Genomic DNA, 23,891 nt, shown 5'->3' on the forward strand with positions numbered 1-23,891 from the left:
CAAAGGTGATCCCCATGACAGAGACGATCGGCACCGCCGGCGAGGCCGAGTCCTCCTCCGCCCTCGACCGCAGCGGCGCCCCCGCCCACGACCTGCTCTTCCAGCCCGCCCGCGGCTGGGTCGGCGACGTGATCCCCGTCGAGCGCGACGGGGAGTTCCACCTCTTCTACCTGCACGAGCTGCGCGACGATCCCAAGCCCGGCACCGCGTGGTCGCTGGTGACGACCCGGGACTTCGTGCACTTCGAGGACCGCGGCGTCTCGCTCCCGCACGGCGGAGCGGATGAGGACGACTTCAACGCGTACACCGGCTCGGTCGTCCACGACGACGGCGTCGACCACCTCTTCTACACCGGCCACAACCCGTGGCGGCTGGGCCCCGACGGAGTCACTCCGCTGCAGGTCGTCATGCACGCGACGAGCGTCGACGGGATGCGCACCTGGGTGAAGCACCCGGAGGACACCTTCGGCGCGACCGAGGGGTTCGAGCCCGGCGACTGGCGCGACCCGTTCGTCTTCCGCTCGGAGCCCGAGGGGGAGTGGCGGATGCTGCTCGCCGCCCGCCACGTCGACGGTCCTTCGCGCCGCCGCGGCACGATCGCGCAGCTCGTCTCGAGCGATCTGCGCAGCTGGCGCCCGGTCGCTCCGTTCTGGGACCCCCGCCGGTACATCGCGCACGAGTGCCCGGACGTCTTCCCGTGGGGTGCCCACTGGTACCTCGTGTCGTCGGAGTTCTCGGAGGACTTCACCACGCGCTACCGGATCGCGGACTCGGTCGACGGGCCCTGGCGCGTGCCGCTGCACGACTCCGTCGACGGCCGGGCGTTCTACGCGTCGAAGAGCGTCGAGCGCGACGGGCGGCGGTTCTTCGCCGGCTGGATCGCCTCCAAGGAGGACTCCCGCGACGACGGCGCCTACCAGTGGGCCGGCACGATGTCGGTGCTCGAGGCCCTGCAGCGCGACGACGGCACCCTGGGGTTCACGCTCCCGGAGGAGGTCCTCGCGGCCTTCGACGAGGAGCTGCCCGTCGTGCTCCACGACGAGAGCGGAGCGGTCGACTCGCGCGACGAGATCCGCCTCGCGGTGCCCGACGGCTACGCGGCCCGACTCGGCGCCTTCGACCTGCCGCCGGTCTTCTCGGCCTCGGTCCGCTTCGACATCGCCGAGGGCACGACCGAGTGCGGGATCCTCCTGCGCAGCAGCGCCGACGGCGACGAGTCGTACGTCCTGCGCCTCGAGCCCACGCGGAACCGCATGGTGCTCGACCGCTGGCCGCGCCGCCTCACCGGTCCGATGCAGTGGCAGATCTCGGGCGACGTGCCCTTCGCCGTCGAGCTCGAGCGCCCGGCCGACCTCTCTCCCGGCGAGCACCGCCTCGACCTGATCGTCGACGGCTCCGCGCTCGTCGCGGTCCTCGATCGTTCCGTCGCACTCAGCGCGCGGATCTACGACCGGCCCACCGGCCGGATCGGACTCTTCGCGGGGGAGGGGGAGGTCGTGTTCCGCGACCTCCGACTCCGCCGCAGGACGACCTGACACCCACCCTCCCCCACAGAAATGGAAACCCGATGAAGCGAATCCATTCCGCCGCAGCGATCGCCCTCTCGGCGGTCCTGCTGGCAGGCTGCGCCACCGCCGCCGGCGGCAGCGACCCCTCCGACGTCGACCCCTCCGGCGACGTCGTCCCCCGCGAGATCTCGTGGCTGCTCTCGCGTCCGATCGACGGACCGACCATCTCGATCATGGAGGACCTCGCCGACGAGTACGCGGCCGACCACCCGGGCTTCGCGCTCAACCTGATCACCACCCCCGACCGTCCCTCCTACGTGCAGAAGTACGAGACGCTCGCCGCGGCGAACAAGCTCCCCGAGCTGTTCGACACGGATGCCACCCCGTACGCGAAGAAGCTGGCCGACCAGGGCCGGATGATGGACGCCGAGGCACTGCTCAAGGACCTCGGGCTGTACGACAGCTACCGCCCCAATGCGCTCGACTACCAGCGCTTCGACGACGGCTCGCTCCGGATGATCCCGTTCGAGTTCCAGCTCGAGTACTTCTGGTACAACAAGGCCCTCTTCGAGGAGGCCGGGGCGAGCATCCCGACGTCGCTCGACGACTTCCCGGCGCTGTGCACGCAGCTCCGCGAGGCCGGCATCACTCCGATCGCCCTCGACGGGCAGGACCAGTGGCCGCTCGAGCGGTACATGGCGTTCCAGCCCTTCCGCCTCGCCGGCCCGGACTACGTCCAGGGCGTGAAGACGGGGGAGACCTCGCTGAGCGACGAGGTCGGCACGAAGGCCGTCCAGTGGCTCTCGGACCTCGGCGCGGCCGGCTGCTTCGACGAGGGCTTCTCGTCGACGGGGTACTCGGACGCGCAGTCGACCTTCACCTCCGGCACCGCCGCGATGTACAACATCGGCACCTGGGAGCTGGGCAACCTCGCCACCGACGCCCTCGACGAAGGGGTGCGCGACGACGTCGACTTCTTCACCCTGCCGACCGTCGCCGACTCCGCCACGGAGCCGAACGAGTACGTCGTGAGCTCGGGCATCGGCATGGCGGTCAACGCCAAGACGTACGACCCGCTGGTGCGCGACTTCCTGAAGTTCGCCCTCGAGAAGTACCCCGCGCTGTACGCCGCCACCGGTGCGCTGTCGCCGACGACGGATGTGGAGACCACCCTCCCGGCGAACGCCACTCCGCTCTACCAGAAGGCGCTCGACCAGGCCGACGACCTCGGCTCGGCGCTCGCCATGCCGTGGGACACGCAGCTCGATCCCGCCTCGAACACGCGTCTGCAGCAGGAGCTCGTGCTCCTGATCCAGGGCAACGCGACCCCGCAGGAGTTCACCGACACCGTCGACTCCACCATCGCCGAGAACGCGCCGAAGTTCTTCGGCTGATCCTCCCCATCGGGGCGGGGGCCCACCGGCCCCCGCCCGAAAGGTGACGACATGCTCCCCAGTCGCTCGCGGCTCTCCGTCGCGGTGTTCCTCCTCCCGCCCCTCCTCGTGTACGGCATCGCCGTGCTCCTGCCGATCGTGCAGTCCCTCTTCCTCAGCCTCTTCAGCTGGGACGGGATCAGCTCGCCCGAGTTCATCGGCCTCGGCAACTACGTCCGCATGCTGACCGGCGACGACGTGTTCTGGACCGCGCTGGGCAACAGCCTCGGCTACCTCGTGATCTGCCTCGTCCTCCAGCTCGGCGGCGGCCTCCTGGTCGCGAGCCTGCTGACGGCCCTGACCCGCGGGCGCGAGCTCGTGAAGACCCTCTACCTGCTGCCGGCGGTCATCTCGACCGTCGCCATCGCCTTCCTGTTCCAGCGGATCTACTCGACCTCGCCCGAGGGGCTGCTCAACCAGCTCCTCGAGTTCGTCGGGCTCGGCTCGCTGGCGCGGCCCTGGCTCTCGGACGTGAACACCGTCCTCGCGGCGGTCTCGATCCCCGAGGGCTGGCGCTTCACGGGCCTCTACGTCGTGATCCTCTACGCCGCGCTCATCGCGGTGCCGCAGGAGCTCGAGGAGGCGGCCCGCCTGGACGGCGCGTCCCGGTGGACGGTCTTCTCGAAGATCCGCTTCCCCTACATCCGCCCCGTGTGGATCACGACCACGATCATGGCCGCGACCTACAGCCTGCGCGGCTTCGACATCCCGTTCCTGCTGACCAACGGCGGGCCCGGGCAGGCCTCGGAGCTGCTCACCACCTACATGTACAAGAAGGCCTTCGTCGGCACCGACTTCGGCTATGCGAGCGCGATCTCCGTGTTCATCGTCGTGGAGTGCCTCCTCGCCGTGGGCCTCATCTACCTCCTCCTGAGAAGAAAGGCCGACGCATGACCGGCACGGCCACTGCGGTCCGCTCCGCCCCGCGCACCCGCCCCCTCCCGCGGCCCCGCCGCCGACGCCCGGACCGCTTCAAGGTCCTCACGGCGGTCCTCGTCACGGTCATCGTGATCGTGCAGGTGTACCCGCTCGCCTGGCTGTTCCTCACCAGCCTGCGGACGGAGGAGGACTTCGTCACGGGCAACCCGTTCGCCCTCCCGAGCTCGATCACCTTCGACAACTACGTCCGCGCCTTCAGCCTCGGCAACCTCGGGCTGAACATCCTCAACAGCCTGATCGTCACCCTCGGCGCGAACGTGCTGATCGTGATCCTCGGGATGATGGCCGCCTACGCGCTGCAGGTGCTCGGGTTCCGCTTCAGCGGTGTCGTCCGGGGGCTGTTCCTGCTCGGCATCATCGTGCCGGTGCAGATCGCGCTCGTCCCGCTCTTCGTCGACTACTCGGCGGTCGGGGCGCTCGACACCTACCTCTCGATGATCATCCCGCTCGCCGGATTCGCGTTCCCGCTGTCGGTCTACCTCTTCAGCTCGTTCTTCGAGTACATCCCGCGCGAGATGTACGAGGCGGCGTCGATCGACGGGGCGGGGCCGTACCGGATCTTCCTCGGGATCACGCTGCCCCTGTCGACCAACACGATCGTCAGCGTGGTGCTGGTGAACAGCATCTTCATCTGGAACGACTTCATCTTCGCGAACACGTTCGTGCTCAGCGACGGACTGAAGACGATCCCGCTGGGGCTGCAGAACTACATCGGGGCGATGGGCAACGTCGACTGGACGGCGACCTTCGCGGCGGTCTGCGTGACGGTCACGCCGCTGCTGCTCGTCTTCCTGATCCTGAACCGAGCCATGATCTACGGGCTCGAGGCCGGGGCGAGCAAGGGATAGCGATGACTAGCATGAAGGACGGCGGCGGACAGGCCCGCGCCGGGGCGGGTGGAGCATCATGACGACCGACGCGCCGGGTGCAGGAGCCCCCCGCGCGGTCACCATGAAGGACGTCGCCGACCTCGCCGAGGTCTCCGTCGCCACCGTCTCGCTCGTCGTCAACGGCAAGAAGCGCGACCGGATCGGCGAGAAGACCCGCTCGCGGGTGCTGAAGGCGGTCGCCGAGCTCGGCTACCGGCCCAACGTCCTCGCGCAGAGCCTGGTCAGCGGGCAGTCGCGCTTCATCGGCATGGTCGCCGACTCGATCGCGACCCTGCCGTTCGCCGGCCAGATCCTCCGCGGGGCGCAGGAGGAGGCGTGGCGCAACGGCTACGTGCTGCTCGTCGCCGACACGGGCGACCGGCCCGACGCGGTCGAGAATGCGATCGACATGATGGCCGACCACCAGGCCGTCGGGATCCTCTACTCCACCTGGTACCACCGCGAGGTGGAGCCGACCGCGCGGCTGCGCACGCTGCCGACCGTCTTCGTCAACTGCTTCTCGAGCGACCCGACCGACTCCTCGATCGTGCCGGACGAGGTGCAGGGCGGCTACCTCGCCACTCGACTGCTCCTGGACCGCGGGCACCGGCGGATCGTCTTCATCAACTCCACCGAGGACGCCCCGTCGACCGTGGGTCGCCTCGCCGGGTTCCGGACGGCGCTCGGCGTGGAGGGGATCCCGGAGGACGAGGACTCGGTCGTCGACATCTACCCGGAGCGGACCGGCGGGTTCCAGGAGGCCGGCTTCCTGGCCGCGTCGGACATCCTCGACCGGGCCGATCGCCCCACGGCGGTCTTCTGCTACAACGACCGGACCGCGATGGGCGTCTACGAGGCGGCGAAGGAGCGCGGGCTGCGGATCCCCGAGGACCTCGCCGTCATCGGCTTCGACGACCAGGAGGTCATCTCGGCGCACCTGCGCCCGGGACTGACCACCATCGCCCTCCCGCACTACGAGATCGGCGTGCGCGGAGTGCGGACGCTGCTGTCGCGCATCGAGCGCGGGGAGACGGAGCGGGGCGTCGAGAAGGTCGACTGCCCGCCCGTGCTGCGCCGCTCGATCTGAGCCCTGCGCGCCCCTCGCGGCGCGCTCCCTCCTCCGGGCGCCCGGTTCCTCCGCCGCGCCCGGATCCTCCTCCGCGACCCTCCGCGACCCCCGTCGCGATCCCTCTCCGACGAAAGGCACGACCCATGTCCGACCTGCCCTCCTACCTCCGCACCGCAGCCGTGCAGAGCCGCGCGATCACCGCCGAGAACCCGACCGGTGCCCGCGGCGCCGGCGGCCACGAGTCCTCCGCGCTCGGCCCCGGCCGCAAGGGCCGCGCCTTCCTCCCGCTCCGCTCCGGCGGCACGCTGACCCTCGCCGACATCGACGGCCCCGGAGTGATCCGGCACATCTGGATCACCGTGCCCGACAGCACCCCCGAGGCCCCGTTCGTCCTGCGCGACCTCGTGCTGCGCGCCTACTGGGACGACTCCGACGAGCCCGCGATCGAGGTGCCGCTCGGCGACTTCTTCTGCAACGGCTTCGGCGCCCGCAGCGTCGTCACGTCGGCTCCGATCGTCGTGGCGCCGACCGGAGGGATGAACAGCTACTTCGCGATGCCGTTCCGCTCGCACGCGCGGCTCACCCTCGAGAGCCAGCACGCCGGCGGCATCGAGGCGGTGTTCTTCCAGATCGACTACACGCTCGGCGACGACCTGGCGGAGGACGTCGGCTACCTGCACGCCCAGTGGCGGCGGACCCGGTCGCCCCAGAAGGGCGAGGACCACGTCATCGTCGACGGGATCCGCGGAGCCGGCACCTACGTCGGCACGTACGTCGCGCTCACCGCGCTCGGCCGCTACTGGTGGGGCGAGGGAGAGGTGAAGTTCTACCTCGACGGCGACGACGACCTGCCCACGATCTGCGGAACCGGACTCGAGGACTACGCCGGCGGCGCCTGGGCGTTCCAGGACCGCCTGACGAACGAGGTCGAGCCCGAGGTCTTCACCTACAGCGCGCCCTACTTCGGCTACCCGCAGCGGCAGACGAACGACACGTCACGGCGCTCGCCGTACGCGACCTCGATGCCGACGACGCACGGCCTCTACCGCTGGCACCTGCTCGATCCGATCCACTTCTCGCAGGAGCTCTGCGCCACCCTGCAGCAGATCGGGCACGACGGCACCCGCCTCTTCGAGCGGACCGACGACATCTGCACGACCGCCTACTGGTACCAGAGCACCCCCGCGGCGCCCTTCCCGCCCCTGCCCGCGCAGGCCGACCGGCAGCCGCTGTAGGGCGCTGCGGATCCGCCCTTGACGCGCGGAGGGACTCGTGGGACCCTCCCGCGTCGATCGGCATGTAATGCGTTACATCGCCTCGGCCCGCACCTCCGAACGGTGGTGCGGACAGTCCGACAGCCCTCGATGAGGAGGCCTGAATCATGACCTACGGACAGATCGCGCGCCTCGCCGGAGTCTCGACGGCGACCGTCTCCCGCGTGCTCGCCGGCTCGGGATACGTGAGCGAGGAGCGGGCCGAGAAGGTCCTGGCGGCGGCCCAGGAGCTGCACTACCGCTCCAATCGGGCGGCCAGGACCCTCCGCCGGCGGCGGTCGGACAGCATCGGCCTGATCGTCTCGGACGTCGAGTACCCGTTCTTCGCCTCGGCCGCCCGGTCGATCGAGGCGGCCGCCGCGGCCAACGGCTGCGCGGTGCTCGTCTGCAACAGCGACGAGGACCTCGCCCGGGAGCGCTTCTACTTCGATCTCCTGGTCGAGGAGCAGGTCGCCGGAGTGATCGTCGCTCCGGCCATCGAGGACGCCTCCGTCCTCGCGCCCCTGATCCGCGCCGGGATCCCCGTCGTCACGCTCGACCGGCGCTTCGACGGCGATCCGGTCGACAGCGTGCTGCTCGACAACCGGGCCGCCGCCGAGCTCCTCGTCCAGGATCTCGTGGCGCACGGGCACCGGCGGTTCGCCGCCGTCGTCGGCACCACCATCGCGACTCCGAGCCGCGAGCGGCTCGAGACCATCGAGGCCGCGCTCGAGACGGTGCCCGGCAGCTCGCTCCTCATCGTCGAGAGCCGGCTGAAGTCGACGGTCGGCGTGCAGCACGCACTCGACACCGTGGGCGAGCACGTCGTCGAGATGATGCTGGCCGCGGACGAGCGGCCCACGGCGGTCCTCTGCGCGAACGCGATCATGCTCACCAGCGTCCTCGGCGCCCTCCGCGACGCCGGCCTGGCCGTGCCCGGCGACGTCGCGGTCGTCGGCTTCGACGACATGCCCGGGTTCGCCCTCTTCGAGACGCCCGTCACCGTCGCCGCGCAGCCGACGGACGAGATCGGGCGCACCGCGGCCCGCCTCCTCTTCGACCGGATCGCGCATCCCGAGCTGCCGACCCGCTCCGTCCGCGTGGCCCCCGAGTTCCACCACCGCCGCAGCTGCGGCGCCTCCTGATCCTCCGTCCACCCTCTCCCTCAGAAACGAGACCCTCATGAGCACTTCGCGAGACGACGATGTCCGCACCGGTCGCCGACGCCGTCGAGCAGCCACCCTCGCCACGGCCTTCGCCTCGGTCCTCCTCCTCGCCGGCTGCGCCGGCTCCGGATCCTCCTCCGACGCCCTCACCGTCTACAACTGGGGCAGCGCCGACGAGGCGAAGGTCTACGACAGCGTCTTCACCGAGTTCGGCGCCGCGAACGGCGTCACCGTCGAGGACAACGTCGTCCCGGTGAACGCCTGGGGCGACTACGTCTCGAAGCTCGCCACCCAGGTGGCATCGGGCAACTCCCCGGACCTGCTGAACATGGCGATGGAGGGCACCCGCCTCTCCGAGGACAAGGGCCTGCTCACTCCGCTGGACGAGTACCTCTCGGAGAGCGAGCTCGCCGAGCGCCTCGACTCCGTGCCCGAGGTCCTGAAGGACGCGTACACCGTCGACGGGAAGCTCTACGAGATCCCCAACGGCTACCAGACGATGGTGATCTACGCGAACACCGACCTCTTCGCCGAGAAGGGGGTGCCGCTGCCCGACCCGGACTGGACGTGGGACGACTTCCTCGCGACCGCGCAGGCGCTGAACGGGGACGACGTCAAGGGCTTCGGCCTGCCGTGGGGCTTCTTCCAGATGCAGCCGTGGCTCTCGAGCAACGGCGCCTCGCTCGTGAGCGACGACCTGTCGGCACCCACCCTGACCGATCCCGCCGTCGTGGAGTCGGTCACGTTCATCCGGGACCTGGTGCAGACCCACGAAGTGTCGCCGGATCCGACCAACATCGACGTGTACTCGCAGTTCTCGGCCGGCAAGTTCGGGATGATCGCCGCGGGCCGCTGGCCGATCCCCGCGTGGTCCTCGAGCGGCTTCGACAGCTACGTCGCCCTGCCCTGGCCGAAGATGACCTCCCACACCACGGTCGTCGGAGGATCCGGCTGGGCGATCAGCGCGAAGTCCGAGAACAAGGACGCCGCGTGGAAGGCGATCGAGGCCCTCATGGACCCCGAGACGATCACCTCGATCAGCGACATCGGGCAGCAGATCCCGATCTTCCCCGGAACGGCGACCCCGACCGGCGACAAGGCCGCCGACGACGCCCTCGCGTTCCTCGAGACGGCTCCGGACGACGCCAAGGCCGTACCGGCCCCGCCGTGGTTCGACACCCTCGAGTCGGTGACGATGCGCTACATGTCGCAGATCGTGACCGGCCAGCTCGAGCCGGAGGACGGGCTGCAGCAGGCCCAGGACGAGATCGAGGCGGCGATCGAATGACGGCCGGCGTGCTCGACGTCGCGAGACCACGGGCGGCCGTCGCCCGTCGGCGACGACCGGTCAACCGCACGGCGTGGGTCTTCGTCGCACCGGCGACGCTCGGATTCCTCGTCTTCATCCTGCTCCCGCTGCTGCTGACGATCGTCTACAGCTTCACGGAGTACGACCTGTTCGACTCGCCGCGCTTCGTCGGCCTCGAGAACTACACCGCCATGCTCAGCGACTCGCGGCTGGCGCACGTCTATCTGAACACCGCCGTCTTCACGCTGCTGGCGACCCCGCTGAACGTGGGGCTCGCGCTCGTCCTGGCGGTCGGGCTGCACCAGGTGCTCAACCGGTTCGTCAGCGCGTTCGCGAGAGCGGCGTTCTTCTTCCCCTCGCTGGTCGGGCTGGTGTTCGTCGCCATCATCTGGCAGTTCTTCTTCCAGACCGACTTCGGCATCATCAACTACTACCTCGGGCTCGTGGGCGTCGACCCGGTGCCCTGGCTGTCGAGTCCGGAGTGGGCGATCCCGTCGGTCGTGATCCTGGACGTCTGGAAGAACGTCGGACTCGCGACGATCATCCTGCTGGCCGGCCTCCAGGGGATCCCGGCCGTCTACTACCAGGCGGCCGCGATCGACGGGGCGGGAGGATGGCGCCGGTTCCGGTCCATCACCGTCCCGCTGCTCTCGCCGCAGCTGTTCTTCGTGCTCACGCTCTACCTGATCGGCGCGGTGAAGGTGTTCGAGTCGATCGTGGTCCTCACCGACGGCGGCCCGGGCGACGCGAGCCGCAGCGTGGTGATGTACATCTACGAGAAGGCCTTCAAGTCGTTCGACTTCGGCTACGCGTCCGCGGTCTCCGTGACGCTCCTCGTGATCGTCTCCCTCGTCACGCTGGTGCAGTTCCGCGTCTCGCGACGGTGGGTGCACTATGAGTAGGCGCGACGGCCGGTCCCGGCTGCGGCGTCTGGGTGACGCCCTCCCGACCGCGGTCCTGGTCCTGGGCGGGCTGGCGATGCTGCTGCCGTTCCTCTTCATGGTCTCGACCTCGCTGCGACCGGTGAGCGATTCGGTCACGGTGCCGCCCCAGTGGCTGCCCGCGACGGTCGACTTCTCGAACTACGCCCGGCTGGCCTCGCAGGAGTACCCGGTCCTGACGTTCCTGCAGAACTCGCTCGTGGTCTCGATCCTGTCGACGGCGGGGATCGTCGTGACCAGTGCGCTGGCGGGCTACGCCTTCGCGAAGTTCGAGTTCCGGTTCCGCGAGCCGCTGTTCGCCCTGCTGCTGCTGTCCCTGATGATCCCCATCCAGGTGACCATCGTCCCGCTCTACGCGATCATGCAGCAGCTCGGGCTCCTCAACTCGCTCTGGTCGCTGATCCTGCCGGCACTGCTGGGGGCCTTCGCTCCGGGTATCGCCGGCGCGTTCGGGATCTTCCTGATGCGGCAGTTCTTCCGGGGCACCCCGGATGCGCTGCTGGAAGCGGCGATGCTCGACGGAGCGAGCAGGGCGCGGGCCTTCTTCCAGGTCGCGCTGCCCCTCGCGAAGCCGGCGATCGCCTCGCTCGCGCTGATCGTCTTCATCCTGTCCTGGAACGACTACTTCTCTCCGCTGATCTTCCTCAACAGCACCGAGACGATGACGCTCCCCGTCGGGATCCAGTCGCTGCGCCCGCCCTTCGGGCAGGGCAGCAGCCTCGTGATGGCGGCCGTGACCGTCGCCCTCCTCCCCGTCCTCGTCGTGTTCCTCGTCGGCCAGCGCTGGATCGTCCAGGGCTTCACGCGATCGGGGCTCAACGAATGACCCTCCTCACCACCCCCACCTCTCACCTGTCACCGACGAAGGAGTCCCCCTCGATGAACGACCACGACGACTGGACCGGCGCCGCCCAGGAGCGCGTCCGCCACTACCCGGGCACGGCCTCGGAGGCCGCGTTCCTGCTCGGCGGGATCGGCACGGGCAACGTCTCGATCGGCGCCCGCGGCGAGTTCCGCGACTGGGAGATCTTCAACTGGCCCGGGAAGGGCCAGTACATGCCGTTCACCTTCTTCGCGATCCGCACCCGGACGCTGAGCGGGGAGGTGAGGACGGCCGTCCTCGAGTCCGAGATCGCCGGCCCGCACGCCAAGTCGCACGGCTACTTCAACGGCGAGCTCGCCGGGCTGCCCCGCTTCAGGACCTCGCGGATGTGGTCGCTCTACCCCTCGGTGTTCGTGGAGCTGACCTCGCCGGATCTCCCCGTGACGGTCGTGCTCGAGGCGTTCACGCCCTTCGTCCCGGGCGACGAGCTCGATTCGGGGATCCCGGGAGCGGTCCTGCGCTACCACGTCACCAATCTGACGGAGGAGTCGCTCGACGTCTCGGTCGTCGGCTCGCTGACGAACGCGCTCGGCTTCGGCGGCTACGACGTCTTCGGCAACCTGAAGCTCTCGGGCACCCCCTCGAACGTGCTGCGCGAGGAGGAGGAGCTGACGGGGCTCTTCTACACGTCCGACGACGCCCCCGGCACGGAGCAGTTCGGCACCATGGCCTTCGCGACCACGGAGCCCGACGCGAACTACCGCCCGGAGTGGCTGCAGGGGCAGTGGACCGACAACGCCCAGGACTTCTGGGACGACTTCACCGACGACGGCGCCCTCGACTTCTTCCACTCCGTCGACGCGCCCGGCTCGGAGCTCGACCACTTCTACGACTTCAGCTACCTCCGCCTGCGCGAGAAGATCGGCTCGATCGCCGTGCCCAAGCTCCTCGGAGCCGGCGGCACCGAGACGTTCGAGTTCGCCTTCACCTGGCACGTCCCGCACCGGCCGAAGGGCTGGGTCGAGGTCGACGCGGACCTCGAGCGGCACGCGGCCGGCGGCTACCCGACGATCCGCAACCACTACGCCCTCGTCTACGAGGATGCCTGGGCGGCGCTCGCCGATCTGCTCGGCCGGCTCGACTCGCTCGACGCCCGTTCGCGCGCGTTCACCCGCTCGCTGTACTCCTCGTCGGTGCCCGACGTGGTGCTGGAGGCCGTCGCCACCAACATCACGGTCATCCGGAGCCACACCTGCTTCTGGCTGGAGGACGGGAACTTCTACGGCTGGGAGGGGATCCGCAACGACGTCGGATGCGGCCTCGGCAACGTGAACCACGTCTGGAACTACGCTCAGGGCCTCGCGTTCCTCTTCCCGCGGCTCGAGGTCTCGATGCGCCGGATGGAGTTCCTCCTCGAGATCGACGAGCACGGAGCCGTCCCCTTCCGCTCCCGGCAGTCGCTCGGCGAGGAGCGCTGGAAGATGGTGCCGGCCGCGGACGGGCAGCTGGGCGCCGTCGTGCGCGCCTGCCGCGAATGGCGGCTGACCGGGGACGACGACTACCTGCGCGAGATCTGGCCGTCGCTCGTCCTCGCGATGGAGTACGCGATCACCACCTGGGACACCGACGGCGACCTGGTGCCCGACTCCCAGCAGAGCAACACCTACGACATCGAGTTCTACGGTGCCAACGGGATGATGGGCACGCTCATGGTCGCGGCGCTGCGGGCGATGTCGGACATGGCGGACGGCCTGGCCGAGTCCGAGGCGTCGGCCGACTACGCCGAGAAGGCCGCGCGCTCGAGCGCCGCTCTCGACGCCCTGTGCTGGAACGGCTCGTTCTACGTGCAGGACCTCGCGGATCCGGACGCCCACCGCTACCAGTTCGGCCGGGGCTGCCACTCGGACCAGCTCCTGGGGCAGTTCCTCGCGTCCGTGACCGGCCTGGGTCACGTCCTGCCGGCGGAGCGGGTCCGCTCGGCGCTGTCCGCGATCGTCCGTCACAACCTGCGCGACGAGATGAGGACGGTCGGCACCGTCCAGCGCGTCTACGCACTGAACGACGAGGCCGGACTGGTGCTGTGCAGTTGGCCCGACGGCGGGCGCCCGCGGTTCCCGTTCGGCTACAGCGACGAGGTGTGGACCGGTGTCGAGTACCAGGTCGCCGCGTCGCTCGTCTACGAGGGCCTCGTCGAGGACGCCGTGGCGATCGTGACCGAGGTGCGCGCCCGCCAGGACGGCGTGCTCCGGAACCCCTGGAGCGAGAACGAGGCCGGCCACCACTACAGCAGGTCCCTGGCGAGCTGGGCGCTGCTCACCGCCTACTCCGGCTTCACAGCCGATCTCGGACGCGGACGCGTGCGGTTCGCTCCGGTCGTCGAGGGCGACTTCTCGACGTTCTGGTCGCACGGGAAGGGCTGGGGCACCTACACCCAGACCGTCGGCGGCGACGGCCGGCTCGTGGCGGTCGTCGAGGTGATCGAGGGCGAGCTCGGCACGGAGTCGCCCGAGACGCCCGCGGACGAGGTGCGGATCGAGGCCGCGGGAGCCCGGGTCTGAGCATCGACGGACGGCTCGCCCCGACGAGGGGCGGGCCGTTCGTCGTGCGGGCTGCGACCGGGTCAGCCCGGGATCGACGGAGTCGTGCGCACCGCGTTGACCGAGCGGTCGGCGACGACCTCGTCCTCGGTGCCGGAGTCGAGGATCGTGTTGCCGGCGGACGCGGCGTCGACCTGCACCGCCACGACTGCGAGCCGCGCCGAGGTCGTCGTCGAGAGCAGCGCGTCGACCTGCGCCTCGAAGGCGGATCCGCCCGAGGCGGCGCGGACGTCCTTGCCGACGGTGTGGTTGCCCGAGACCTGGTTGCCGGTGCCGCCGACCAGGCGGACGATCACCGGCGCGGATCCCTCGGGGCGCACCTTCCGGGCGTCCACCACCTCCGAGACGTGGTTCGCGAGCACGGAGTTGTCGCTGCCGTCGATCCGGACGAGGCCGAAGTCGTCGTCGCGGCCGTTGTCGATGCCGAGGAACGGCGTCCACGGCTCGTGGTCGCGCAGCAGGTGGTTGGAGGCGACGAGGTTCTCGGAGCTGCCCTCGTCGAGCAGCACCATGCCGGGGTAGAAGGAGTGCAGGCGGTTGGCGACGACGCTCGAGCGCGTCACTCCGCTCAGGTGCACGCTGCTCGCGCCGCGGGGGAACACGTTGTTCGCGGTGATCAGCAGCCCGCCGTGGTTCTCGGCGCGGATCGAGTGCCCGTGCGGGCCGGCGCCGAGCAGGTTGTCGGTGATCTTCGACGCCTGGCCCCAGCCGAGGAGCTCGATGCAGCTGCCGCTCTCGGCGAGGAAGTTGTCGTGGATCGAGAGCGCGTCGGCGTGGTGGATCGTGAGCGCGTGCTCGAGGTAGACGAAGCCCATCCCGGTGACGCGGAAGGAGTCGTTGGCGCTCGTGACCAGGATGCCCGTGCGGCCGTTCACGTACGTGTTCTCGGGGTGGACGTCGGTGCCGTCGGCCTCGAAGTGCATGCCGTCGAGGCAGAAGTCGACGAACTCGACCGAGCTGATCCGCGGGCTGCCCTCGCGGCGGACGAGGAACGCGGCGCCCTCCTCCTGCGTGGCGCCTCCCTCCAGCAGCACCTGGATGCGGCTGCCGCCCGGCCACAGCTCGTGCAGGTCCGGCCACTCCTCCTCGGGCACGTTGAAGCGGATGCTGGAGGACGTGAAGCCGTGGCCGGAGCCCTGGATGCGCAGGTAGCTGATGTCGATGACGACCTGCGTGCGGAGCGGGTAGTCGCCCGGCGGGAGGTGGATCACGGCGCCGGGCCTGCCGCCCTGCCGCTCGTCGGTGGCGGTCTGCCGGCTCCGGACGTCGTCGAGGATGCTGTTCAGCACCTCGCCGACGTCGCGGGTGGGGTCGCCGACGGGCCAGGTCGTGACGTCGTACTGGAAGGGGCCGGGCATCGGTGCTCGCTCTCGTGTTCTGGGGGTGCGGCGTGCGGAGGGAGCGCCTCCGGATCGAGGAGCCCACGGCGAGGAGTCGCTCCGCACTGCCATGCGACAAAACGATTTGTCACGACCGACTGTAGGACCAATCGCGGGGTGAGGAAAGGGGGAGTGGTGACGGCGATGCTCGCGCGGGTGGCGACTGGTCGCTCGTCGGTCTCTGCGGGTCGGATCGGGCCCGTTCCGAGTCCCCTCGCGGGTGCGTTGCTGCACGAGTGGACGCGATCCGGGCCCGGCGGGTCGGATGGGGCCCGCGTCGGTTCCACTCGCGGGGGCGTCGTCGCGCGAGTCGGCGCGATCCGGGCTCTGCAGGCCGGGTCGGGCCGGTTCCGCGCCCACCCGCGGGTCAGCCGCGGTCCGGGTCCGCGGGGTCGGAGCCGCCGTTCGCCTCCGGTGCCCCGATCGTGCTGACGATCGGGAGGGTCCCGGTCCGCACGAGCGGCTCGTGCGGATCCGACGCAGGCGCTGCCGGATCCGCGACCGGCAGCGGCGCGGTGGTCGGGGACGGCTCACCCTCGCTGTACAGCACATCGGCGGCCAGCGCCGCGTCCATCCCGCGATCCCGCCGAGCCCGCGCGCGCACCGGCGCCACCGCGCGCACCACCGGCGTCCGCAGTCGGCGGTACGCGATCCGGCCGAGCGTGACTCCGCCCGCGAGACCGACCGCGATCATCCCGGCCTGCAGCAGCAGCTCGATGCCGCTCGTCGGATCGCCGCCGGACGTCAGGTCCAGCACGCCGCGGTAGAGCGTCAGCCCGGGCAGCAGCGGCACGATCCCGCAGGCGGTCGTCACGACGGCGGGGATACGCATCCGGTCGGACAGGGCCTCGCCGAGCAGGCCGATGACGAGCGCGGGGGCGGCGCTGGCCATCAGAGGAGCGGCGCCGAGGGCGAGGAGCGAGTCCGAGGCCAGCCACGCGCCGGCTCCCGCGAGCGCGGCGATCAGCGCCGGCCGCGGCGGGGTGTGCGACGAGAGCGCCCAGGCGCCGGCCGCGATCCCCGCGCCGAGGATCTGCACGCCGGCCGGCCAGGGGCGGGCGTAGGAGTCGACGAGCACGAGCTCGACGCCGAGGGAGCGGGCCGCGTCCAGCACGGCGGCGATGCCGACGACGATGCCCAGGGTGAGCAGGCCGACCTCGAGCAGCGCCCGCCCGCGGTGATCGGGAAGCCGTTGATCGCGTCGTCGGCGGCGCCGACGAACGAGAGGCCGGCGAGCAGGACGACGACCCCGGAGGCGACCACCAGCGCCGGCGGCAGCGCGGCGAGCTCGACCGGCAGCTGCGGCACGACCGCGAGCAGCAGCACCGCCACTCCGGTCGCGACCGCCGCGCCCGCGATCTGCTGGAAGAAGGCGGGCAGGCCCCACCCGCCCAGCAGGCGGGTGACGGTGTCGATCAGGGCGGCGGTCGCGGCCGCCACGAGGACCACGAGGGGTCCGCCGCCGAGCAGCACCGCGACTCCGGCGGCCATGACGGCCAGGGTGAGGGTGACGACGGCGCGGCGGTAGCGGTGCGGCTGCACGAGGATCGCATCGAGCCGCTCGTGGGCCGCCTCGAACTGGTGCCGGGCCTCGTCGCGCGCCTCGGTCGAGTCGACGGTGTCGGCGACCCGCACCTCGGGGGAGCCGTCGGTGATCGCGGTGACCAGCGCGGTCACCCGGGCGAGCCGCTCGTAGTCGGCGCTGCGGGTCTGCACCACCCGCAGCACGCTCACGCCGGGGGAGTCGTCGCCTCCGTCGTGCACCACGAGGATCGACGTGAACGTGAGGTCGACCTGCACCTCGATGCCGTACGCCCGGCAGACGCGCTGGATCGTCTCGGTCACCTCGGCCGCCGCCGCTCCGAGCGAGAGCAGCGTCTCGCCGAGCCGCACCGCCAGCTCGAGCACGCTGCGCACGGTCTGCTCGGCGAGGGAGGCGCGACGGGCGCGACGGCTGACGGGCGCGGCGGGCTTCTGCCCGCTGAGCGTGCCGACGACCTGCTGGAGGAGGCGAGGAGGGCGCATCCGTCGAGCCTAGGCAGACCGCGGGCCGTCCGTGACCGCGCTCTCCGACACCCCCTGGCGCCCCCGCCCGGGATGTGAGGGGATGGAGCCCGGTGCACCTCGCACCTCCCCCTCTCGGAAAGGTCGAGCATGTCGCTCAGCGTGCTGTTCATCGGTGGAACCGGCATCATCAGCGCGGAGGGCGTGCGCCGCTCCCTCGCGCTCGGGTACGACGTGACCGTGCTCAACCGCGGGCGCACGTCGATCCGGCCGCTCCCCGAAGGCGTGCGGACCCTCACCGCCGACGTCCGCGACTCCGCCTCGATGCGCGACGCTCTGGGCGACGAGCGCTTCGACGTCGTCGTCGAGTTCGCCGCGTTCACCCCGGAGCACGTGCAGCAGGACGTCGACCTGTTCGCCGGGCGCACCGGCCAGTACGTCTTCATCAGCTCGGCCTCGGCCTATCAGAAGCCTCCGGCGCGCGTCCCGGTGACCGAGTCGACTCCGTTGCGGAACCCGTTCTGGACCTACTCGCAGGACAAGATCGCCTGCGAGGACCTCCTCGTCGCCGAGTACCGGCGCAGCGGCTTCCCCGTGACGATCGTGCGGCCCTCGCACACCTACGACCGCACCGCGCTGCCGGTCGACGGAGGCTGGACCGTGATCGACCGGATGCGGCGCGGCCTCGAGGTGGTCGTCCCGGGCGACGGCACCTCGCTCTGGACCCTGACCCACAGCAGCGACGTGGCCGTCGGCCTCGTCGGCCTGTTCGGCGCCACCGCCGCGATCGGCGAGGCCTTCCACATCACCGGCGACGAGACGCCACGTGGGACCGCATCCACCAGGACCTGGCCGCCGCCGCCGGGACCGAGGCGCGAATCGTGCACGTCGCCTCCGACGCGATCGCCGCCGCCGACCCCGAGCTCGGCGCCGGGATCCTCGGCGACAAGGCGCACTCGATGGTCTTCGACAACGCGAAGGTGCGGAGCCTGGTGCCCGCGTTCTCGCCGGCCGTGCGGTTCAGCGACGGCGCGCGCGAGATCGTCGAGTGGTACGACGCCGATCCATCGCGCCGGGTCGTCGACGAGCGGATGAACGCGCTGTTCGACTCCCTGATCGAGGCGTACCGGCCTCGGCCGCTCTGACCGCGAGCGCGCCGGCGTCAGGCCGTGGCGACGTGCCGTGCCGCGACTCCGTCGACGCGCTCGTGATCGAGCGCCTCGCGGTACTCGGCGATCGCCGCGAGGACGAGTGCGGTGCCGATCAGCTCGGCCGCCTCCTCGAGGTGGATCAGCAGCTGCGACGTCTCGGCGAGGAGGTTGCCGATCAGCTCCATGCCCAGCGAGCCGCCGACGAAGACCGCTCCGGCCCCGATCAGCTGGAACGCGATGCGGCGGGGCAGCGCGCGCAGCAGCGGCAGCGTCGCGAGGGCGAAGAGGACGATCAGCGGCAGGAGGAGGACGGCGAGCGTCGAGGACTGCTCGTGCATCTGCAGCAGCTCGTCCATCGACAGGCAGGCGAACGTCACCGCGACGCAGGCCCACGCCCACCACGGCGACCGGTGGAGCACGCGCTCGACGCGGGCGAGGTCCCAGGCGACCAGGGCCACGACGACGAGCAGGATGCTCGAGTACCAGGCCGGCAGGTTGCGCTCGTAGTTGACGTTCAGCCAGAACGAGACGAAGTCGAAGGCCTCGCGGACGCTGCCGCCGCTCGTGCGGGTGGCCGTGTCGAGGGCGACCACGATCGAGCTCGCGAGCAGGAGTGCGACGGCGGTGAGGACCAGGCCGAGGCGCAGTCGACGGGAGGGGATCGTGATGCGGAGGATGACGAGCTCGTCTCTGGGGGCAGGGGGCTGCTCGCGGCGGGTGCGACGGTGCACGGACACGGGGGTGAACATCCACTGAACACGAGGTGGACGCAGTGTAGATGAATTCGCATGGAAACTCCCCCATAAGAGGGACTGTGCAACGTCTGTCGGGTTCCCCGCGGGTCCTCCGCTCGACCGCCTCCCGCCGACGGTGCTCCCGTGCGCGAGGATCGGGGGCATGAGTGCGCAGCGAGGTCTCGGCGACGGACGTGCCGACGGAGTGTGGTGCCAGCTCGGCGAACCCCTGACCGCGCTGCAGATCGCGCGCAGCGGAGTCGACTGGCTGGCCCTCGACGCGCAGCACGGGGCGTTCGACGACTCCGCCGTCGTGGCGACGCTGCGGGCGGCGGCGGTGCTCGAGGAGCGGCCGCCCGTCGCCGTGCGGGTCGCCGAGCTCTCGGACGCGCTGATCGGCCGGGCGCTCGACGCCGGTGCCGACGTGGTGATCGTGCCGATGATCGAGACCGTCGCCCAGGCGGAGGCGGCCGTCCGGGCCGCGCACTACCCGCCGGTCGGACGACGCAGCTGGGGCCCGATGGCGGGGCTGTGGGGGGCGGTCGCCCCGGCCCCGACCGAGGCGCGCTGCGAGCTGTGGGTGATGATCGAGACGCGCGCCGGCCTCGACGCGGTCGACGGGATCCTCGCGGTGCCGGGCGCGCGGGCGCTTCGTGGGCCCGTTCGACCTGGCGATCGCCCTCGGGGTCGCGCTGCCCGACCTGATCGCCGCCGACGGATCCGGCGACCCGCTGCCCGCGATCGCGGCGGCGGCCCGTCGCTCCGGCGCGCGCGCAGGGGCGTTCGCCGGCGACCCCGAGCGGGCGGAGCGACTCCGCGCGCTCGGCTTCGACGTGGTCGCGGTCGTCACCGATCAGGCGCTGATCGCCCTCGGCGCCGCCGCGGCGCTGCGGTCGGGGGAGCGCGGCTGATCGGGCTGCGCGACGGGGCGCTCCCGCGGCGGGTCGACCGCCGTTCCCCCGGTCGCGTCCCGCCGTTCACCGCGCCCGCCTAGGGTCGCCGCATGGCGATCACCGGGACGGCCCCGCGCGGCACGGCGCGCCTCGTCCTGGCGGTGGTCGCGGCCGCGAGCGCCGTCCTGCTGCTGGGCCACGCCGCGGTGCAGGGGGTCGGCGCGCTCGTGTTCTGGCAGCCGTGCTGGTCGCAGGGCTACGGGAGCGACGCCTGCGCCTACCTGCAGTACGAGGCGCCGACGCCGGAGTGGCTCGCTCCGCTGTGGGTCTGGTTCGCCGAGCTGGTGCTCGCGATCGCCGTGCTGGTGCTGTCGATGCGCGCGCAGGGGCGCATCGTGCCGCCGGCCTTCGCGCTCCTGGCGGTGCTGGGGTCGAGCATCCTCGTCGACTACGCCTTCACCCCGGCGATCAACGGCGGCTACCTCTCGGCTGACGACCCTCCGGGGTTCGGCCTGATCGGCGCGGTCTGCCAGGCCGTGGCGGGAGTGCTGCTGCTGGTGACGGCGGTGCCACCGCGCCGCTGAGCCGCCGGCCCCGCGCAGCCGCCGGCACGCCCCGGTTCCTCACAAGTTGCGGTAAGTGCTCGCACTTCCCGCAACTATCGGAGGAGCGTGCCGCGCACCCCGCCGCGGTTCCTCAGTAGTTGCGGTGACCGCTCGCGCTTCCCGCAACTATCGGAGACGCGAGGCCGCCCGGCGACCTCCGGCGCGCGGCCTACGCTGGCCGCATGGACGGACCTCTTGCCGGCGGCAACATGAACGACGTCGAGCGCAGCGGGGACACGGTCCTGCGGAACGCCGGACCGTGGACGCCGACCGTGCACCGCTACCTCCGGTACCTGGCCGTCGCCGGGATCGACTGGGCGCCCCGGCCCCTCGGCGTCGAGGGCGGGCGCGAGAGGCTCTCGTTCGTCGAGGGGGAGGTGCCGCTCTACCCGCTGCCCGCCTGGGTGTGGAGCGACTCCGTCCTCGAGGAGGGCGCGCGCCGGCTGCGCGAGCTGCACGACGCGAGCATCGGCTTCGGCGTCGACGGCGCCGTCTGGCAGGCGCCGGCCAAGGTGCCGGCCGAGGTGATCTGCCACAACGACTTCGCCCCGCACAATCTGGCGTTCGTCGACGGCGCCGTCGTCGGCGCCATCGACTTCGACATGTGCTCGCCGGGCCCTCGGCTCTGGGACATCGCCTACTTCGCGACGCGCGTCGTCCCGTTGACGGCCGTGACTCCGGAGGGAGCGCCCGGGATGAGCGACGCGCGGCGCCGGGTCGAGCTGATCCTGCGCCGGTACGGCTCCGATGCGACCTGGGCGGACGTCCTCCGCGTGGCGGTCGTCCGACTCCACGACCTCGCCGAGATGTCGATCGGCAAGGCCGAGGAGCTCGGCAAGCCGCACCTCCTCGCGGAGGCGGCGGAGTACACCGCGGACGCGCATTTTCTCCGCGACCTGCTCGACGGCGACACGCGCCCCGCGGCAGTCTGAGCCGCCGCCACCCCGCCCGCGGTTCCTCACTAGTTGCGGTGAGTGCTCGCGCTTCCCGCAACTTCTGAAGGAGCGGCGCCCTGCACCCCGACCCGCCGCGGTTCCTCAAGAGTTGCGGTAACGGCTCGCGCTTCCCGCAACTTTTGGAGGAGCGAGGAGGGGCCCCGCCCGGAGTCGCCCGTCCCCACGCCCCCGCGTCAGCCCACGTGCACCGCGGGCCGGCGCCCCGGATCCGGCTCCGCGCGACGCAGCACCTCGCGCGTCACCGGCGCCACCTCGCCCGCCCCCGTGATCAGGAAGCGGAACATGTTCGACAGCGGGCTGCCCTCGGTCCACTCGAAGTAGATCTCGGGGATCACGCCCGTCTCGGAGCGGATCTCGAGCAGCACCGCGGCCAGCGTGTTCGGCACGTTGCCGCTGCTCACCTGCAGCACGCGGAAGCCGTGCCGCACGACTCCGCGCACCTCCAGGTCCTCCTCGAAGTTCGACGAGTCGGCGCGGTGCACCTCGAGGAACAGCACGGGCGAGCGGGCCGGGATGTTGCTGTCGCGCCGCTCCTCGCTGAGCTTCGTGCGGTACTCCTGCTCCGAGTCCTCGTCGGGCTCGTGCGAGACGATGCGGATCACTCCGTAGTCGTCGGCGTCGGAGCGGACGAAGGCCAGCGCCTGGTCATCGAGCACGACGGAGGTGGCGCGCAGCTGGAACGAGCGCTGCACGCGCGAGATCAGCGAGACCACGACGATGCCGACGATGAAGACCGCCGCAATCCTCACTCCGTCGGGCCGCTCGATCACGTTGACAACGGTCGTGTAGACGAAGACGAGCGCGATCAGCGCGAAGCCGACGGTGCGCTTGCGCTGCCGCTGCCGGCGCGCCGAGAGGAACACGGCGACGGACGCCGAGGTGATCAGCACGAGCACGCCCGTCGCGTAGGCGCCGCCCTGCGCGTTGACGTCGGCCTCGAACAGGATCGTGATGAGGAACGCGATCGCGGTGAACACCAGCACCAGCGGCCGCACGGCCGCCGCCCACTGCGGAGCCATCCCGTAGCGCGGCAGGTACCGCGGCACGATGTTCAGCAGCCCGGCCATCGCGGAGGCGCCCGCGAACCAGAGGATGCAGATGGTGCTGACGTCGTAGACGGTGCCGAATCCGTCGCCCAGGTACTCGTGCGCGAGGTAGGCGAGCGCGCGTCCGCTCGCCTCGCCACCGGGCTGGAACTGCGCCTGCGGGATCAGCAGCGTCGTCACGATGCTCGAGGTGATCAGGAAGCTCGACATGATGATCGCCGCGGTCAGCAGGAGGCGCTTCGCCCCGCGGATCCGCCCCGCCGGGTTCGCGGGGGTGTCGCCGGGCGCGCCGGTGATCTGCGGCATCACCGCGACTCCGGTCTCGAAGCCCGAGAGCCCGAGCGCGAGCTTCGGGAACACGATCAGCGCGATCCCGACCATGACCAGCGGATTCCCGTGCTGCGTCGTCAGCGCGCTCCACCAGTCGGTGATCACGACCGGGTTCTCGGCCACGTGCCCGAACGACACCGCGATCACCACCAGGTTCAGGAGGAGGAACACGGCCACGAGGACGACCGCGATGCCGATCGCCTCCTTGAACCCCTTGAGGAACACGAGCCCGAGCAGTGCCACGAGCCCGAGGGTCAGCGGGACCTCGGCCCCCTCGAACCAGGCGGGCGCGAACGGGTTCTCGACGGCGTGCGCCGTGGCGTCGGCCGCCGAGAGGGTGATGGTGATCATGAAGTCGGTGGCCGCGAATCCGAGCAGCACGAGCACGAAGAGCTTGCCGCCCCACCAGGGCAGCAGCCGCTCGAGCATCGCGATCGAGCCCTCGCCGCGGAAGCTCTCGCGCGCGACGCGGCGGTAGACGGGCAGCGCGCCGAACAGCGTGAGCAGCACGAGCACGATCGTGGCCAGCGGCGAGAGGAGCCCCGCGGCGACCGCGGCGATCGCGGGCTGGTATCCCAGCGTCGAGAAGTAGTCGACGCCCGTCAGGCACATCACCCGCCACCACGAGTGCGTCTTCTCGACCGTGGTCGCGTGCGGGCCCTGGTGCGCGCCGGACTCCTCGGACAGGCCGGTGAGCATCCAGGCGCGGAGGGCGCGGCGCTTCACGGGCGGAGGAGGAGTGGGAGTGGCGGCGGCGCGCGCCGGAGAGGAGGTCACCTCCCGTTTCTACGCCCCGCGAGGGGGCCGCCAGGACCGTTCGGGGAAATCACCCGTGAGGATTCCGTAGGGATTTCGGCCGCAGCGCCGGTGAGGGGGATCGACCCTC

The 23,891-nt window shown here is 71.0% G+C and carries 19 protein-coding genes and 2 pseudogenes; 16 read left to right on the top strand and 5 right to left on the bottom strand.

Annotated elements, in window-relative coordinates; genetic code table 11:
• Positions 1–14 precede the first annotated feature (14 nt).
• The 11 genes from B0T42_RS06015 (at position 15) to B0T42_RS06065 (ending at position 13,868) form a co-directional block, all read left to right on the top strand.
• Positions 15–1,535, top strand: a complete 1,521-nt coding sequence (locus B0T42_RS06015) for a glycoside hydrolase family 32 protein (RefSeq protein ID WP_077222348.1) — start codon at positions 15–17, stop codon at positions 1,533–1,535.
• 32 nt (positions 1,536–1,567) lie between these two features.
• The gene (locus B0T42_RS06020) at positions 1,568–2,902 is read left to right on the top strand and encodes an ABC transporter substrate-binding protein (protein ID WP_077222349.1); all 1,335 of its coding nucleotides are present in this window, start codon (positions 1,568–1,570) and stop codon (positions 2,900–2,902) included.
• A gap of 51 nt (positions 2,903–2,953) precedes the next feature.
• The gene (locus tag B0T42_RS06025; RefSeq protein ID WP_056868944.1) at positions 2,954–3,835 is read left to right on the top strand and encodes a carbohydrate ABC transporter permease; all 882 of its coding nucleotides are present in this window, start codon (positions 2,954–2,956) and stop codon (positions 3,833–3,835) included.
• The gene (locus tag B0T42_RS06030; RefSeq protein ID WP_077222350.1) at positions 3,832–4,728 is read left to right on the top strand and encodes a carbohydrate ABC transporter permease; all 897 of its coding nucleotides are present in this window, start codon (positions 3,832–3,834) and stop codon (positions 4,726–4,728) included. The genes B0T42_RS06025 and B0T42_RS06030 overlap by 4 nt, the downstream gene beginning before the upstream one ends.
• 58 nt (positions 4,729–4,786) lie before the next feature.
• Positions 4,787–5,836, top strand: coding sequence for a LacI family DNA-binding transcriptional regulator (locus tag B0T42_RS06035; protein WP_077222351.1), 1,050 nt, complete (start codon positions 4,787–4,789; stop codon positions 5,834–5,836).
• 125 nt (positions 5,837–5,961) lie between these two features.
• Complete coding sequence (locus B0T42_RS06040) at positions 5,962–7,053, top strand: glycoside hydrolase family 172 protein (RefSeq protein WP_077222352.1); 1,092 nt, start codon at positions 5,962–5,964, stop codon at positions 7,051–7,053.
• Positions 7,054–7,199: 146 nt separating this feature from the next.
• Positions 7,200–8,216, top strand: a complete 1,017-nt coding sequence (locus tag B0T42_RS06045) for a LacI family DNA-binding transcriptional regulator (protein WP_077222353.1) — start codon at positions 7,200–7,202, stop codon at positions 8,214–8,216.
• A 37-nt stretch (positions 8,217–8,253) separates the two neighbouring features.
• Positions 8,254–9,525, top strand: coding sequence for an ABC transporter substrate-binding protein (locus B0T42_RS06050; protein WP_077222354.1), 1,272 nt, complete (start codon positions 8,254–8,256; stop codon positions 9,523–9,525).
• On the top strand, positions 9,522–10,448 hold the full coding sequence (locus B0T42_RS06055) for a carbohydrate ABC transporter permease (RefSeq protein WP_077222355.1): 927 nt from the start codon (positions 9,522–9,524) through the stop codon (positions 10,446–10,448). The genes B0T42_RS06050 and B0T42_RS06055 overlap by 4 nt, the downstream gene beginning before the upstream one ends.
• Complete coding sequence (locus tag B0T42_RS06060) at positions 10,441–11,313, top strand: carbohydrate ABC transporter permease (RefSeq protein ID WP_077222356.1); 873 nt, start codon at positions 10,441–10,443, stop codon at positions 11,311–11,313. The genes B0T42_RS06055 and B0T42_RS06060 overlap by 8 nt, the downstream gene beginning before the upstream one ends.
• 53 nt (positions 11,314–11,366) lie before the next feature.
• Positions 11,367–13,868: a GH116 family glycosyl-hydrolase gene (locus tag B0T42_RS06065; RefSeq protein ID WP_158078053.1), complete on the top strand. Its 2,502-nt coding sequence runs from the start codon at positions 11,367–11,369 to the stop codon at positions 13,866–13,868.
• Positions 13,869–13,930: 62 nt separating this feature from the next.
• Here the strand turns inward: B0T42_RS06065 and B0T42_RS06070 are convergent, their stop codons facing one another.
• From B0T42_RS06070 to B0T42_RS06080, 3 genes are all read right to left on the bottom strand, one after another.
• Complete coding sequence (locus B0T42_RS06070) at positions 13,931–15,265, bottom strand: NosD domain-containing protein (protein ID WP_077222358.1); 1,335 nt, start codon at positions 15,263–15,265, stop codon at positions 13,931–13,933.
• Positions 15,266–15,653: 388 nt separating this feature from the next.
• The gene (locus B0T42_RS06075; RefSeq protein WP_158078054.1) at positions 15,654–16,325 is read right to left on the bottom strand and encodes a threonine/serine exporter family protein; all 672 of its coding nucleotides are present in this window, start codon (positions 16,323–16,325) and stop codon (positions 15,654–15,656) included.
• Positions 16,250–17,311, bottom strand: coding sequence for a threonine/serine exporter family protein (locus B0T42_RS06080; RefSeq protein WP_077222360.1), 1,062 nt, complete (start codon positions 17,309–17,311; stop codon positions 16,250–16,252). Before B0T42_RS06080 ends, B0T42_RS06075 begins: the two co-directional genes overlap by 76 nt.
• Before the next feature lie 129 nt (positions 17,312–17,440).
• On the opposite strand from B0T42_RS06080, the pseudogene B0T42_RS06085 reads away from it, so the two are divergent.
• Positions 17,441–18,435: pseudogene (locus tag B0T42_RS06085) on the top strand (SDR family oxidoreductase).
• A gap of 17 nt (positions 18,436–18,452) precedes the next feature.
• Here the strand turns inward: B0T42_RS06085 and B0T42_RS06090 are convergent.
• Complete coding sequence (locus tag B0T42_RS06090; RefSeq protein WP_139344432.1) at positions 18,453–19,190, bottom strand: hypothetical protein; 738 nt, start codon at positions 19,188–19,190, stop codon at positions 18,453–18,455.
• Positions 19,191–19,338: 148 nt separating this feature from the next.
• On the opposite strand from B0T42_RS06090, the pseudogene B0T42_RS22635 reads away from it, so the two are divergent.
• The 4 genes and pseudogenes from B0T42_RS22635 to B0T42_RS06105 all read left to right on the top strand — a co-directional run.
• A pseudogene (locus B0T42_RS22635) lies at positions 19,339–19,806 on the top strand (aldolase/citrate lyase family protein); the annotation flags it as partial.
• Between the two features lie 22 nt (positions 19,807–19,828).
• Positions 19,829–20,086 carry a hypothetical protein gene (locus tag B0T42_RS21105; protein WP_236720148.1) on the top strand — a complete coding sequence of 86 codons (258 nt, stop codon included), beginning with the start codon at positions 19,829–19,831 and terminating at the stop codon, positions 20,084–20,086.
• 92 nt (positions 20,087–20,178) lie between these two features.
• A complete protein-coding gene (locus B0T42_RS06100; RefSeq protein ID WP_077222363.1) occupies positions 20,179–20,652 on the top strand; it encodes a hypothetical protein in 474 nt (157 codons plus the stop codon).
• A 203-nt stretch (positions 20,653–20,855) separates the two neighbouring features.
• A complete protein-coding gene (locus B0T42_RS06105; RefSeq protein ID WP_077222364.1) occupies positions 20,856–21,605 on the top strand; it encodes a phosphotransferase in 750 nt (249 codons plus the stop codon).
• Positions 21,606–21,802: 197 nt separating this feature from the next.
• On the opposite strand, the gene B0T42_RS06110 is transcribed toward B0T42_RS06105, so the two are convergent.
• A complete protein-coding gene (locus B0T42_RS06110; protein WP_094742689.1) occupies positions 21,803–23,704 on the bottom strand; it encodes an APC family permease in 1,902 nt (633 codons plus the stop codon).
• Positions 23,705–23,891 lie beyond the last annotated feature (187 nt).

It is taken from the genome of Rathayibacter rhapontici (assembly GCF_001995175.1).
Lineage (GTDB): Bacteria > Actinomycetota > Actinomycetes > Actinomycetales > Microbacteriaceae > Rathayibacter.